Origin of the sequence: Pseudomonas sp. AB6 (assembly GCF_034314105.1) — a bacterium.
Taxonomy (GTDB): domain Bacteria; phylum Pseudomonadota; class Gammaproteobacteria; order Pseudomonadales; family Pseudomonadaceae; genus Aquipseudomonas.
Genome location: NZ_JAVIWJ010000001.1, coordinates 211,068 through 225,094 on the forward strand (window position 1 = coordinate 211,068; position 14,027 = coordinate 225,094).

Here is a 14,027-nt window from a genome sequence, read left to right on the forward strand (position 1 = left end):
AACCTGCGCCGAATGTACCCGGCGCAGGCTAAAACATCAGATGTCCCACACCACGTTGACGCCGAAATTGCGGCCCGGCTGGGTCAAACGATCAAGGTTGGCCGGGCTGGTGGCGCCCGCTTCGCCAGTGCTGTCGTAACCGCGCACGTCATCCCAGCTCCAGTATTTTTTATCGGTGAGGTTGTACAGGCCGGCGTTGATGGTTACGTCATCAGCAACCTTGTAGTAACCGGTTAAATCGAAGACGCCATAGCCTGCTGATCTGAATTGGCTGGAGGTGCCGTCTGGCGCATTGAAAACGGTCGCGGTGTCGTCGACCTGGTTCTTGCGCTGAACCACTGTCCAGCTCAGCAATCCGCCATAAGCATTTTGGTCGTAGCCCAAACCGAAGACGCCGGTCAGCGGGTTGACGCTGTTGATCGGCTGGCCAGTGTCGTTGTTGCGTCCGTGGGCATAGGCCACTGAACCTTGGGTGTACAGACCGGCGGATGCACCGAATGCATCAAGGTTCAAGCGGCCTTTGACCTCGGCGCCCTTGATGGTGGCGTGCTTGATGTTATTGGCCTGGAACACGGTTTCAAGAGCACCAGGGGTAATCGCGTCTTCGTTGATGAAGTCGCGGTACTTGTTATAGAACACCGCTACGCCAAACGATCCCGCGTCGAAATTGCCTCGCAGGCCGGTTTCGTAGCTTTTGCTGGTCTCCGGTTTCAGGTTCGGATTAGGTGCAACGATGTAGCCTGAGGTGAGATTTTCGAACTGGCCATACAGTGCTTTGGCGGTTGGCGTGCGGAAACCTTCGGCGTATTGGCCGTACAAGGTGTATTGCTCGGTCAGCGCATAGGTCAGACCCAATTTGGGTGATACGCGATGCCAGGTTTTATTTTTGTCGCTGACCGTGCCGTTACCGCTTGGGTTGGCGCTATTCAAAAATTCCTGAGTGATATGCGGATCAAGCTGGGTGTAGTCGTAGCGCAGGCCCGGCGAGAAGGTCCAGTTGTTCCAGCGAATTTCGTCTTGAGCGAACAGCGCATAACTGGTGACGGTAGGGTCCGGGAAGTCGCTCATAGGCTTAACACGGTCGGCCGGGCTGTCCGTACCAATCACTCGGCAGGCGCGAAATACGGCCACGCAGGTACCGCTGCCTTGGCGCAAGCCGGTGACTTTTTGCTGCTTGATGGTTGTGCCGTAGGTCAGCAGATGATCGGTATCAACAATCGAAAAGGTTTTGTCGAACTGCGCGTCAACGACCCATTGTTTGTCTTGATAGACAGTGTTTCGCACACGGTTCACTTTACGGCTAGGAGACGATAACAACTCTTCTGTGCTCTGGTCGGTCTTGGCGACTTGATAGTTCAAACTCCATTTGACGTGATCGGCCAGCGCGCTATTGAGGGCGAAGCGGTTTTCAATGCCGAATCGTTCGCGGGTGAGGGTGTCATTCCCCGTGCGCGACTTGTACCAACCTTGGGGAGCGGGGAAGTAAGGCCCGCCCACTGCACTTTTCTGGTTGGTATCGGTATCACTCCTGTAGCGTTCGTAAGTCAACCCTAGCCGCGATTCCTCGCCATAATTCCAGCCCAGTTTTGCCAGTACATTTGTGTTACGCACATCCTCCGGGTTCGCAGCGGTGCGGCCCAGCCCGGTGCCGCCATGGTCATCATAGGATTCAGTTTCACGACCGTTGCGCTGGCTCAGGTGCAGCAAACCGTCGATATTTTCATGGTGACCGGCGACGGTAGCGGAGTTGAGCCAACTGTTGTCCGCCGAGTTGTAACCGGTTTTCAACCGGGCGCCGACGTCTTGCCCGGGCTTAATAATGTCGTCCGGATCGAGGGTGAAATAGCTGACCGCGCCACCGATAGCACTGCTGCCGTACAGCACCGACGCCGGTCCGCGTAGGATCTCTACGCGTTTGACGATTTCCGGGTCCACGTAGTTGCGGTGAGTTTTAGCATAAGGCCCGTTAGAAAAACTGGCGGGAACTTCGACGCCATCGACCTGGGTCAGGACTCGATCCCCATCGATCCCTCGGATGTTGTATCCGGTAGTGCCAGAACGTTGCCCGGTACCGCCCACCGACACACCGGGTTCGTAGCGCACCAAATCACGAATGTTATTGACGTTCTGCTCATCAAGTTCTTTGCGTTCATGCACGCTGACGCTGCTTGAAACCGAGTTGACCGACTGTTCAGTGCGTGTGGCGCTTATAGTGGTTTGTTGCAACATGACGGCATTGCCCGCCGATACCGGCGCGGCTTCTTCGTTAGGTATCGCAGCGGTCGCTACAAGACTGAATGCCTGCGCTGCAATCAATGCCAGGGTGAGTGAAGATTGGGTGAAGGTTTTACTTGGTGTCAGCATCGATAGCTCGCCGTCGTTAGGGTCATTATTCATAGTCACGCTTGATTTAAATGAGAATCAATTGCGTTGGCTATAACTAGACGAACGACGGATGGACATCGCGTAAAAACTATTGGTATTCACTACAGTTCATGCTGAGACACAACCCCATTGCAGATGGCTTTGATCAGCTTTAGCTCCTTTTGCACCGTGCTTGTGGAGACGTCGAGCTGGGCTGCAATTTCCGGATAGCTGCAGCCTTGCAAGCGATTGAGGGAGAATATTTTTTGCTGACGTGTACTCAGTTCAGTGAGGCAGGTGTTGAGGCGTTCAAGCAAGCGTTGAGCATGAGCGGCATCTTCGGCGCTGCTTTGGGATTGGGTGACGTTGCGCAAAACATCCAGCGGTACGTCTTCGATCATCGTCCGGGATTGAAGGCGTTGCGCACGCAGGTGGTCTAACGCCAGGTTTCGCGCGGTCTGATAGAGAAAGGGTGCCAAATGCTCGATTGAGCGTTCAGCCAAGGCGCGAGTGACGCGCAAGTAGGTGTCGTGCAACAAGTCTTCTGCCGCGAAAACGTTGCCAACCATTCTCTGCAGCATGCGTAGCAGAATTTTGCGCTGGGAAAGGAAGAGTTCATTGAAACTCGACTGGTTCACGGAATACCTGACCAATAAAATAGCTAATGATAATTGTTATCATCTGCGATATTGGTCAAGCGGCCATTCGTGACAAGCTATGAAAGATGCCCTGTCAGTCTGCGTTGTGCAGCGCCAGGCAATTGTCCAGCATCCGGTTGGAGAATGCCCATTCATTGTCATACCAAGCCAACACTTTCAGCAGCTTACCGTTTACCTTGGTGTGATTGGCGTCGAAGATTGAGGACAGTGGGTTGTGGTTGAAGTCACTGGAAACCAACGGCAACGTGTTGTAGCCGAGCACTTTAGAGTGGCGGCTGGCTTCCTTGAATATCTCGTTGACCTCTTCGGCAGTGGTTTCACGCTTGAGCTGCACGGTCAGATCCACCAGTGAAACGTTGATCACCGGCACCCGAACCGACATTCCTGTCAGTTTGCCCGCCAGTTCCGGTAGCACCAGCCCCACCGCTTCAGCCGCGCCGGTCTTGCTTGGAATCATGTTGTGTGTGGCTGAACGCGCACGGTAAGGGTCAGTGTGATAGACGTCAGTCAGATTCTGATCGTTGGTGTAGGCGTGAATCGTGGTCATCAAGCCGTTTTCAATGCCCAGCTCGCGATGGATCACTTGGGCCACGGGTGCCAGGCAGTTGGTGGTACACGATGCGTTTGAAATAATCTGATGCGATTGACGCAGCACGTCGTGGTTAACGCCGTAAACCACGGTGGCATCGGCACCTTTGGCCGGTGCAGAGATAATCACTTTGCGAGCGCCAGCAGTGATATGCGCAGCGGCTTTATTGCGGTCGGTGAACAGACCGGTGCATTCAAATACAACGTCAATGTTCTCGGCTTTCCACGGCAAGTCGGCCGGGTTGCGGATGGCGCTGACTGCAATTCGGTCCCCATTGACCGTCAGGCTCTCATCGTCGAACTCGACCGTGCCGCCGAAATGGCCGTGAACAGTGTCAAATTGCAGCAGATGTGCGTTGATCGAGCTGTCGCCCAAGTCGTTGATGGCGACGACTTGCAAGTCTTGCCGGTAACCTTGGGTATAGAGTGCGCGTAGGACATTGCGGCCGATGCGGCCAAATCCATTGATTGCGATGCGAAGAGTCATACAGCCGTCCTCTGTGAAATTTGTTGTTGGAATTACAAGATTATTCGCATAAAAATAGAAAACAAGCCTTTTTAGTGGCAATATTTTGTTTTATCTACAACGAGTAACCCGTAAGCCCATTACAGTTGTTCGAAGTCGTGCCCGAGCTCAGCCTAGGCTCGACTGCCGAAAATTGAAATCATCTGAACGGGTCACCTATCCGCTAGCTTGGAGTTCATTACATGCATCCCCGTGTTCTTGAGGTAACTGAGCGGCTAATAGCCCGTAGTCGTGCGACACGTGAGCGCTATCTGCACATGATCCGTGGCGCCGCCAGCGATGGTCCGATGCGCGGTAAATTGCAATGTGCCAACTTCGCCCATGGCGTGGCCAGTTGCGGCACTGAAGACAAACAAAGTCTGAAAATGATGAATGCTGCCAACGTGGCCATTGTTTCTTCGTACAACGACATGCTCTCGGCTCACCAACCGTATGAGCATTACCCTGAGCAGATCAAACAAGCCTTGCGTGAAATCGGCTCGGTGGGCCAGTTTGCCGGTGGGGTTCCCGCTATGTGCGACGGCGTTACCCAAGGTGAGCCGGGCATGGAACTGGGTATCGCCAGCCGTGAAGTGATTGCAATGTCGACCGCCATCGCGCTGTCTCACAACATGTTCGACGCCACGCTGTGTCTCGGTATCTGCGACAAGATCGTGCCGGGCTTGTTGATGGGCGCCTTGCGTTTTGGTCATCTGCCGACTTTATTCGTACCGGGTGGCCCGATGCCGTCGGGGATTTCCAACAAGGAAAAAGCCGATGTCCGTCAGCGCTACGCCGAGGGTAAAGCCACCCGCGAAGAGCTGTTGGAAACGGAGATGAAGTCGTACCACAGCCCTGGCACTTGCACGTTTTACGGCACCGCCAACACCAACCAACTGCTCATGGAGGTCATGGGCCTGCACTTGCCTGGGGCTTCTTTTGTCAATCCATACACCCCGTTGCGCGATGCCCTGACGCGTGAAGCGGCACACCAAGTCACCCGGTTGACCAAGCAAAGCGGGCAGTTCATGCCGCTGGGCGAAATCGTCGACGAGCGTTCGTTGGTGAACTCGATTGTGGCGCTACACGCGACAGGCGGTTCGACCAATCACACGCTGCACATGCCCGCCATTGCTATGGCCGCTGGGATTATTCTGACTTGGCAGGACATGGCCGATTTGTCAGATGTGGTGCCGACCCTTAGCCATGTGTATCCAAACGGCAAAGCTGACATCAACCACTTCCAGGCGGCGGGCGGAATGTCGTTCCTGATCCGCGAATTACTCGAAGCCGGTCTGTTGCACGAAAACGTCAACACCGTTGCCGGATTCGGCCTGAGCCGTTACACCCAAGAGCCATTCCTCGAAAATGGCACATTGGTATGGCGCGACGGCCCGATCGAAAGCCTTGATGAGGATATTTTGCGTCCGGTCGCTCGGCCTTTCTCGGCCGAAGGCGGCTTACGTGTGATGGAAGGCAACCTCGGTCGGGGCGTGATGAAAGTCTCTGCGGTCGCCGCCGAACATCAAATCGTCGAAGCGCCAGCGCTGGTGTTCCAGGACCAGCAAGACTTGGCGGACGCGTTCAAAGCCGGTCAATTGGAACGTGATTTCATCGCGGTCATGCGGTTCCAGGGGCCACGTTCCAACGGCATGCCTGAGTTGCATAAAATGACGCCGTTCCTTGGCGTGTTGCAGGACCGTGGCTTCAAAGTGGCGTTGGTCACCGACGGGCGGATGTCTGGCGCGTCCGGTAAGATCCCGGCAGCGATCCATGTCTGCCCGGAGGCGTTCGACGGCGGACCCTTGGCGCTGATTCGTGACGGAGACATTATCCGTCTGGACGGTGTTAAGGGTACATTGCACGTTCTGGTGGACGCGGCAGAGTTGGCCGGCAGAGAACCGGCAGTGGGTCTGCTCGACAACGGTGTTGGGTGTGGGCGCGAACTGTTTGGCTTCATGCGCATGGCTTTCAGCTCGGCAGAGCAGGGCGCTAGCGCCTTTACCTCGGGATTGGAGACGCTTAAGTGAAATTGGCTTTGGTGGGTGATATCGGTGGCACTAATGCGCGTTTTGCCATTTGGGAAGACGATACGTTGCATTCGGTCCGGGTGTTCCCGACCATTGATTACGCCAGCCCGGAAAAGGCCCTTGAGGTCTACCTCGAAGACCTGGACCTGCATCCGGGCGAAGTCGGCTCCGTCTGCCTGGCCGTAGCCGGACCGGTGGGCGGCGATGTATTTCATTTCACCAACAGCCACTGGCGAATCAGCCGTTCGGAATTCTGCGCCCACCTCAAAGTTGATAATTTGTTGATGGTCAACGATTTCACGGCAATGGCCTTGGGCATGACCCGGTTGAAAGACAACGAATACCTGACGGTGTGCCACGGCATGCCTGAAGCAGGGCGACCGCGTGTAGTGATCGGACCTGGAACGGGATTAGGCGTGGGCACGTTGATTGGCCTTGCCGATAACCATTGGATGGCCTTGCCCGGCGAAGGCGGACACGTTGATCTTCCATTGGGAACACCCCGGGAAGCCCAGATCTGGGCGCGATTGATGACAGAGCACGAGCACGTCAGCGCTGAAACCATCCTCAGCGGAGCCGGCTTGCTGCTGTTGTACCAAGTCAGTTGTTCGCTGGATAACATTGAGCCAACGCATAAATCGCCGGCGGCTATCACTTCGGCTGCCGTGGCAGGCGATCCGGTGGCGGCAGCGGTGCTGGAGCAGTTCTGTTGCTGGTTAGGTCGTGTGGCAGGCAATAACGTATTGACCGTCGGCGGGCGTGGTGGTGTTTACATTTGCGGCGGTGTGATTCCTCGTTTCAGTGATTTTTTCATTGCCAGCGGTTTTGCCAGGTCGTTCGCCGAAAAAGGCTTGATGAAGGATTACTTCAAGGGCGTACCGGTTTGGTTGGTAACAGCTGAATATCCAGGGCTTATGGGTGCCGGCGTAGCATTACAGCAAGCGTTTGGTCGCGTTTAATTTACTCGGCCTCAACTAAGAAACAGGCTTTATTGATAACAAGGACGACCCTGTGAGCTCAGTCAGTAAGTCAATTTTGCTGGTCGACGACGACCAGGAAATTTGTGAATTGCTGCAAACCTACCTGAGTCGCTGTGGCTTCATAGTGCGCACGGTCGGTGATGGTGCCGGTTTTCGCCAAGCGCTCAGTGATGAACCCAGCGATCTTGTGATTCTCGATGTCATGTTGCCCGACGAAGATGGCTTTAGCTTGTGCCGTTGGGTCCGCCAACATCCGCGCTATGCCCAAGTCCCCATCATCATGCTCACCGCCAGTTCAGACGAGGCTGATCGAGTAATCGGCCTGGAACTGGGCGCTGATGATTATCTGGGTAAACCGTTCAGCCCTCGTGAGTTGCAGGCGCGCATCAAGGCGTTATTGCGCCGCGCACAGTTCGGTCATGAGCGCAGCGGCGGCGAAGTGCTGGTGTTCGACGATTGGCGATTGGACATGGTCAGTCATCGCTTATTTCACCGTGACGGTGAAGAAGTCATCCTTTCCGGGGCTGATTTTGCGCTGCTCAAATTATTCCTGGACAATCCACAACAGATTCTTGATCGCGACACGATTGGCAATGCCACCCGTGGACGCGAGTTAATGCCGCTGGAGCGCATTGTTGACATGGCGGTTAGCCGCTTGCGTCAGCGCTTGCGCGATACCGGCAAAGCGCCGCGGTTGATTCGTACCGTGCGCGGCAGCGGTTACCTGTTGGCGGCGAACGTGACCTTCCAGGCCAGCAATGGCTACTGAAATGAGGGGCTGGCGCTTTCCAATGCCTCGTTCATTACTCGGTAGGATGTTGCTGCTGACCTTGCTAGTTGTGCTATTGGCGCAAGGTCTGTCCAGCGTGATTTGGGTCTCGCAGTTGCGCGCGACACAAATGGAAGGCTTGGTCACCAGTGCGCGCAGTCTTGCGCACTCCATGGCTGCCAGTGTCAGCTACTTCCGTTCGCTACCGGTTGCTTATCGACCGCTGGTGTTGGACCAGTTGCGCAGCATGGGCGGCACGCGTTTTGTCGTGTCTCTCAACGACAAGCCGCTGGAAATGGAGGTTCTTGGCCCCACCCTGCGCAAGCAAGCCGTATTGAATGCCGTCGAAGAGGTGCTGCGTCAACACTTGGGCAGCGAACCGACGATATCGGTGAGATTCGTGCGTCCTGAGGATCTGAAGATTTTCAACGGTGGCCTCAAACTCGACGAACTGCCACGTTCCTGGGCGCACTATGCGTTGAGTTTGGAACCGATCAACCCGCCCGTGCTCGTCACGCAAATCGAATTGTCGCCCGGTGAATGGCTGTACATTGCATCGTTGCTGCCGGAACCCTACACCACCCTGGAAGAGCAGAACCTGCCGACGCAACAGGTATGGTTCATTGGGTTAACCAGCAGCTTTCTGCTGCTATTCATCGGTCTGCTGGTGCATTGGCAGAGTCGGCCACTCAAGCGGTTGGCACGGGCCGCGCGGGAAATGTCATTGGGTACCGTGGTCGAACCGGTCATTGAGGGCGGCGGGAGTGAAGTGGTTGAAGTCAGCCGGGCATTCAACGCCATGCGCGAACGCATCAGCCGTTACCTTTCCGAGCGCAGTCAATTATTCAGCGCCATTTCCCACGATTTGCGCACGCCGATTACTCGGCTTCGTTTGCGGGTTGAGTTATTGGAGGATGAAAGCGTGCAGGCCAAGTTCAGTCGCGATCTTGATGAGCTGGAACTGCTGGTCAAAGGCGCCCTGCAATGCGTGAAAGACACTGATATTCATGAAAACATCGAGCCGGTGGACCTCAATCACGTGTTGGATTGTCTGGTCGAGCCCTACGTCTCGCCTGCCGGAAATGGCCGCGTGACCCAACAGGGCCAAGCTGGAGCGCTATTTTTAGGCAAACCGCTGGCGCTCAAGCGCTGCATGGGCAACCTGATCGACAACGCCCTCAAATACGGACAAAGGGCGCACCTGCATGTAACAGACGACAGCAGTGCATTTGTCCTCCACGTCGATGACGAAGGTCCAGGCGTACCCGAGCAGCGTCTGGAGCAGGTATTTGAGCCGCACTTTCGTTTAGCGGGCAAACAACAGCAAGGCTACGGGCTAGGGTTGGGAATCGCTCGCAACATCGCCCACAGCCATGGCGGAGAGGTCAGCCTGCAAAACCTGCGTGAGGGCGGGCTGCGCGTGACGTTGAGATTGCCTCGGACGGTTGATTGATCAATTCTGCTTCCCTGAATTCAGTGGGAGCGAATTCATTCGCGAATGGTTTGACGCGATCCATCTGATTGACCGCTTCCCGAATGAATTCGGTCCCACAGAATCTTCGGCGTCTCCCGCGAGCCCCCTATAGACCGGCTTGTACCATTTTGTGTGAATGTAACCAGTCTGTGACCATTGCGCGTCCCTTCGTTACGGTATTGCTCAATCCCTTGGTTAGAATCCATGCAGCGCAAGCTCCAGACTTGCTCATGTATAACAACAAGAAAAGGTAATCAGATGAATTCAATTTCCCGCCTCGCCGCCGTCATTTCTCTCGCCTCGTTGTTCCCTCTGAGCGTTCAAGCTGCTGACTCCAAAGGTACTGTGGAAGTAGTGCATTGGTGGACATCCGGCGGAGAAAAAGCTGCGGTCGATGTACTGAAAGCTCAAGTTGAAAAAGACGGGTTCACTTGGAAAGACGGCGCTGTAGCCGGCGGCGGCGGTTCTACCGCGATGACCGTGCTCAAAAGTCGCGCGGTTGCCGGTAATCCTCCGGGCGTTGCTCAGATTAAAGGTCCGGATATTCAGGAGTGGGCCTCTACTGGTCTACTCGATACCGACGTGCTGAAAAATGTCTCCAAAGAAGAGAAGTGGGACAGCCTACTAGACAAAAAAGTGTCCGACACGGTGAAGTACAAAGGTGACTACGTTGCTGTTCCGGTGAACATCCACCGTGTGAATTGGCTGTGGATCAACCCTGAAGTCTTCAAGAAAGCCGGTATCGCCAAGGCCCCCACCACCCTCGAAGAATTCTACGCAGCCGGCGACAAACTCAAGGCTGCCGGTTTCATTGCCCTGGCCCACGGTGGTCAACCGTGGCAGGACAGCACCGTCTTCGAAGACGTAGTGCTATCGGTTATGGGCGCTGATGGTTTCAAGAAAGCGTTTGTAGATCTTGATGGAAAAACCCTCACTGGTCCGGGAATGGTGAAGTCATTCACCGAGTTGAAGAAAATCGCTACTTACATGGACGCTAACCGAGCGGGTCGTGATTGGAACCTCGCTGCTGCCGACGTGATTAATGGCAAGGCCGGTATGCAGATGATGGGCGATTGGGCCAAAAGTGAATGGACTGCGGCGCATAAGGTAGCGGGCAAGGATTACGAGTGCGTTCCGTTCCCTGGCACCGAACATGCCTTCACCTACAACATCGACTCCCTGGCCGTGTTTAAGCAAAAGGATGCGGGTACAACGGCTGCTCAACAAGACTTGGCCAAAGTCGCGTTGGGTGAGAACTTTCAGAAAGTCTTCAGTATCAACAAAGGCTCGATTCCGGTTCGTCTCGACATGCTGAAGGACATGAACAAGTACGGCTTCGACTCCTGTGCCCAGACGGCAGCCAAGGACTTCCTGGCTGACGCTAAAACCGGCGGCCTGCAGCCGAGCATGGCACACAACATGGCAACGACGCTGGCTGTGCAAGGTGCGATTTTCGATGTGGTCACTAACTACATCAACGATCCAGCCGCTGATCCTGCGAAGGCAGCGACGCAGTTGGCATCGGCAATTAAATCAGCCAAGTGAACCTATAAATCTAACCACTGCTGGCTTGCCAGCAGTAAGCCCCAGCCGCAGTTCGTGCTGATGAAACCGGAGTTTGGTTTCAGGCACAACTGCGAACGGGTATTGATGTTTCTGACGTGGATTTTTCGATGAGCTCTGTCGCTGTTATCAGCAAAGCCTCGCCGCTCGACGTGCTTCAACGCTGGTTACCAAAGTTGGTGCTGGCGCCGAGCATGTTCGTCGTATTGGTCGGCTTTTACGGTTATATCCTGTGGACGTTTGTGTTGTCGTTCACCACCTCTACTTTTCTACCGTCTTATAGCTGGGCGGGATTGGCTCAGTATGCTCGCTTGTTCGATAACGATCGCTGGTGGGTTGCAAGCAAAAACCTGGCTGTCTTTGGCAGCATGTTCATCGCCATCAGCCTAGTGGTTGGCGTGGTGTTGGCGGTATTCCTCGATCAGCGCATTCGCCGTGAAGGGTTTATTCGCACTATTTATCTGTACCCGATGGCGCTCTCGATGATCGTCACCGGTACCGCTTGGAAGTGGCTGCTTAATCCCGGCATGGGCCTGGACAAGATGCTGCGCGACTGGGGATGGGAAGGCTTTCGTCTGGACTGGCTGGTGGACCCGAATCGCGTGGTCTACTGCTTGGTCATTGCAGCAGTTTGGCAGGCATCGGGCTTTATCATGGCTATGTTTCTTGCCGGTCTGCGTGGTGTTGATCAATCAATTATTCGTGCTGCGCAGATTGATGGCGCCAGCTTGCCTCACATCTATCTCAAGGTCGTTCTTCCTAGTCTACGGCCGGTGTTCTTCAGCGCTGTGATGATCCTGGCGCACATTGCCATCAAGAGTTTTGACCTAGTAGCAGCGATGACTGCTGGCGGCCCGGGTTACTCATCGGACTTGCCTGCCATGTTTATGTATTCGTTCACCTTCAGTCGCGGCCAGATGGGCATGGGCTCTGCCAGTGCGATGCTGATGCTCGGGGCGATTCTTGCCATCGTCGTGCCTTATCTGTATTCCGAATTGAGGGCCAAGCGCGATGAGTAGTCTGGCGAATAAATCATCTTTCAGCCTTAGTCGGATCGCGATTCACGCGGTCCTGATTTTCGCATGTTTGCTGTACCTGGTGCCGTTGGTGGTGATGTTGCTAACCAGCTTCAAAACACCGGCAGACATCAGCAGCGGCAACTTGTTGAGCTGGCCGACGGTGGTCACCTCCATTGGTTGGGTTAAAGCCTGGGCGACCGTGGATGGCTATTTCTGGAACTCGATCAAAATCACTGTTCCGGCGGTTCTGATCTCTACGGCCATTGGCGCCCTGAACGGTTACGTGCTGTCGATGTGGCGCTTTCGCGGCTCGCAATTGTTTTTTGGCCTGCTGCTGTTCGGCTGCTTCCTGCCGTTCCAGACCGTGTTGCTGCCAGCGTCTTTTACCCTTGGCAAAATGGGGCTGGCCAGCACCACCACTGGCCTGGTGATTGTGCACATTGTCTATGGACTGGCATTTACTACCCTGTTTTTTCGCAACTACTACGTCAGCATCCCGGATGCACTGGTCAAGGCCGCGCGGCTTGACGGCGCCGGGTTCTTTACGATTTTCATGAAGATCATCCTGCCAATGTCGACCCCGATCATCATGGTCTGCCTGATTTGGCAATCCACTCAAATCTGGAATGACTTCTTGTTTGGCGTGGTCTTCTCCAGCGGCGACTCGCAACCGATCACAGTGGCGCTGAATAACCTGGTCAACACCAGCACTGGCGCCAAGGAATATAACGTCGATATGGCGGCTGCAATGATCGCTGGCTTGCCAACGCTGTTGGTGTACATCGTCGCTGGCAAGTATTTCGTGCGAGGCCTGACGGCCGGCGCGGTCAAGGGGTAAGGCATGGCAACTCTAGAATTACGTAACGTTAACAAGACCTACGGCAGCGGTTTGCCGGACACCTTGAAAAATATCGAGTTGAAGATCAATGACGGTGAGTTTTTGATCCTTGTGGGTCCTTCCGGCTGCGGAAAGTCGACGTTGATGAATTGCATCGCAGGATTGGAAAGCATCAGCGGTGGATCAATTTTGATCGATGACGCTGACATCAGCGGCATGAGTCCCAAGGATCGTGACATCGCCATGGTGTTCCAGTCTTACGCGCTGTATCCAACCATGACCGTGCGCGAGAACATTTCCTTTGGCCTGAAGATTCGCAAAATGGCGCCCGCTGCAATTGAAGAAGAGGTCTCTCGGGTTTCCAAGTTGTTGCAAATCGAGCATCTGCTTAACCGCAAACCCGGGCAGCTGTCTGGCGGCCAGCAGCAGCGTGTAGCCATGGGGCGCGCACTTGCGCGTCGGCCAAAAATCAACCTGTTCGACGAGCCACTGTCCAACCTCGACGCCAAGTTGCGAGTCGAGATGCGCACCGAAATGAAGTTGATGCACCAGCGCAATAAAACCACCACCGTTTACGTTACCCATGACCAGATTGAAGCCATGACCCTGGGCGACAAAGTGGCCGTGATGAAAGACGGAATCATCCAGCAGTTTGGTACCCCGCAGCAGATCTACAACGACCCGGCCAACTTGTTCGTTGCCAGCTTTATCGGTTCGCCACCGATGAACTTCATACCGTTGCGCTTACAACGCAAAGACGGACGGCTTTTAGCGCTGCTGGACAGCGGGCAAGCACGCTGTGAACTGCCGCTGGGCATACTTGACGCCGGGCTTGAAGACCGTGAAGTGATCCTCGGTATGCGTCCTGAACAGATCGTTTTGGCTAGCATCGAAGCGAATGGATTGCCGACTATCCGCGCTGAGGTCCAAGTCACCGAACCTACGGGGCCCGATACATTGGTATTCGTTTTGCTGAACGGCAGCAAGGTTTGTTGTCGCTTGGCACCGGATGTCGCACCGCAAGTGGGCGAGTCGCTGACCTTGCAATTTGATCCGTCCAAAGTCTTGCTGTTTGACGCCAAGAGCGGCGAGCGTCTAGGTATTTTGGGGACGCCGCAACCCACCGAGCGTGGGGGTAACGTTACACAGATAAACCGTAGTCATTGAAGGCTGCTTGAGCACAGTTGGTTGATCGGGTCTGCCGTGAAGGTCGGTCCACCAGCAAGACGGAGCAAATG

Annotated in this window: 11 protein-coding genes; 8 read left to right on the forward strand and 3 right to left on the reverse strand. The window is 55.0% G+C overall.

All coding sequences use genetic code 11. The annotated features are described in order from the left end of the window. Positions 1-36: 36 nt before the first annotated feature. From RGW60_RS01070 to gap, 3 genes are all read right to left on the reverse strand, one after another. Positions 37-2,397: a TonB-dependent hemoglobin/transferrin/lactoferrin family receptor gene (locus tag RGW60_RS01070; protein WP_407074076.1), complete on the reverse strand. Its 2,361-nt coding sequence runs from the start codon at positions 2,395-2,397 to the stop codon at positions 37-39. Between the two features lie 89 nt (positions 2,398-2,486). Continuing rightward, the gene (locus RGW60_RS01075) at positions 2,487-3,002 is read right to left on the reverse strand and encodes a sigma-70 family RNA polymerase sigma factor (protein WP_322201341.1); all 516 of its coding nucleotides are present in this window, start codon (positions 3,000-3,002) and stop codon (positions 2,487-2,489) included. A gap of 94 nt (positions 3,003-3,096) precedes the next feature. Next, positions 3,097-4,098 (reverse strand): type I glyceraldehyde-3-phosphate dehydrogenase, encoded by a 1,002-nt coding sequence (gene gap / locus RGW60_RS01080; protein WP_322201343.1) that lies wholly within the window; start codon positions 4,096-4,098, stop codon positions 3,097-3,099. A 221-nt stretch (positions 4,099-4,319) separates the two neighbouring features. Here gap and edd point away from each other — a divergent pair, with 221 nt between their 5' ends. The 8 genes from edd (at position 4,320) to RGW60_RS01120 (ending at position 13,956) form a co-directional block, all read left to right on the forward strand. Then, complete coding sequence (edd, locus tag RGW60_RS01085) at positions 4,320-6,146, forward strand: phosphogluconate dehydratase (RefSeq protein ID WP_322201345.1); 1,827 nt, start codon at positions 4,320-4,322, stop codon at positions 6,144-6,146. Beyond that, positions 6,143-7,105 carry a glucokinase gene (locus tag RGW60_RS01090; RefSeq protein WP_322201347.1) on the forward strand — a complete coding sequence of 321 codons (963 nt, stop codon included), beginning with the start codon at positions 6,143-6,145 and terminating at the stop codon, positions 7,103-7,105. Before edd ends, RGW60_RS01090 begins: the two co-directional genes overlap by 4 nt. A 52-nt stretch (positions 7,106-7,157) precedes the next feature. Continuing rightward, entirely contained in the window at positions 7,158-7,895 is a 738-nt protein-coding gene (locus RGW60_RS01095) for a response regulator transcription factor (protein WP_322201349.1), read from the forward strand. Beyond that, positions 7,885-9,348, forward strand: a complete 1,464-nt coding sequence (locus tag RGW60_RS01100) for an ATP-binding protein (RefSeq protein WP_322201351.1) — start codon at positions 7,885-7,887, stop codon at positions 9,346-9,348. Before RGW60_RS01095 ends, RGW60_RS01100 begins: the two co-directional genes overlap by 11 nt. Before the next feature lie 279 nt (positions 9,349-9,627). After that, a complete protein-coding gene (locus RGW60_RS01105) occupies positions 9,628-10,914 on the forward strand; it encodes an ABC transporter substrate-binding protein (RefSeq protein WP_322201354.1) in 1,287 nt (428 codons plus the stop codon). A 128-nt stretch (positions 10,915-11,042) separates the two neighbouring features. Continuing rightward, positions 11,043-11,951, forward strand: a complete 909-nt coding sequence (locus RGW60_RS01110) for a sugar ABC transporter permease (protein ID WP_322201356.1) — start codon at positions 11,043-11,045, stop codon at positions 11,949-11,951. Beyond that, positions 11,944-12,789 carry a carbohydrate ABC transporter permease gene (locus RGW60_RS01115; protein WP_322201358.1) on the forward strand — a complete coding sequence of 282 codons (846 nt, stop codon included), beginning with the start codon at positions 11,944-11,946 and terminating at the stop codon, positions 12,787-12,789. Before RGW60_RS01110 ends, RGW60_RS01115 begins: the two co-directional genes overlap by 8 nt. Before the next feature lie 3 nt (positions 12,790-12,792). Further along, entirely contained in the window at positions 12,793-13,956 is a 1,164-nt protein-coding gene (locus tag RGW60_RS01120) for an ABC transporter ATP-binding protein (protein WP_322201360.1), read from the forward strand. Positions 13,957-14,027: the final 71 nt, after the last annotated feature.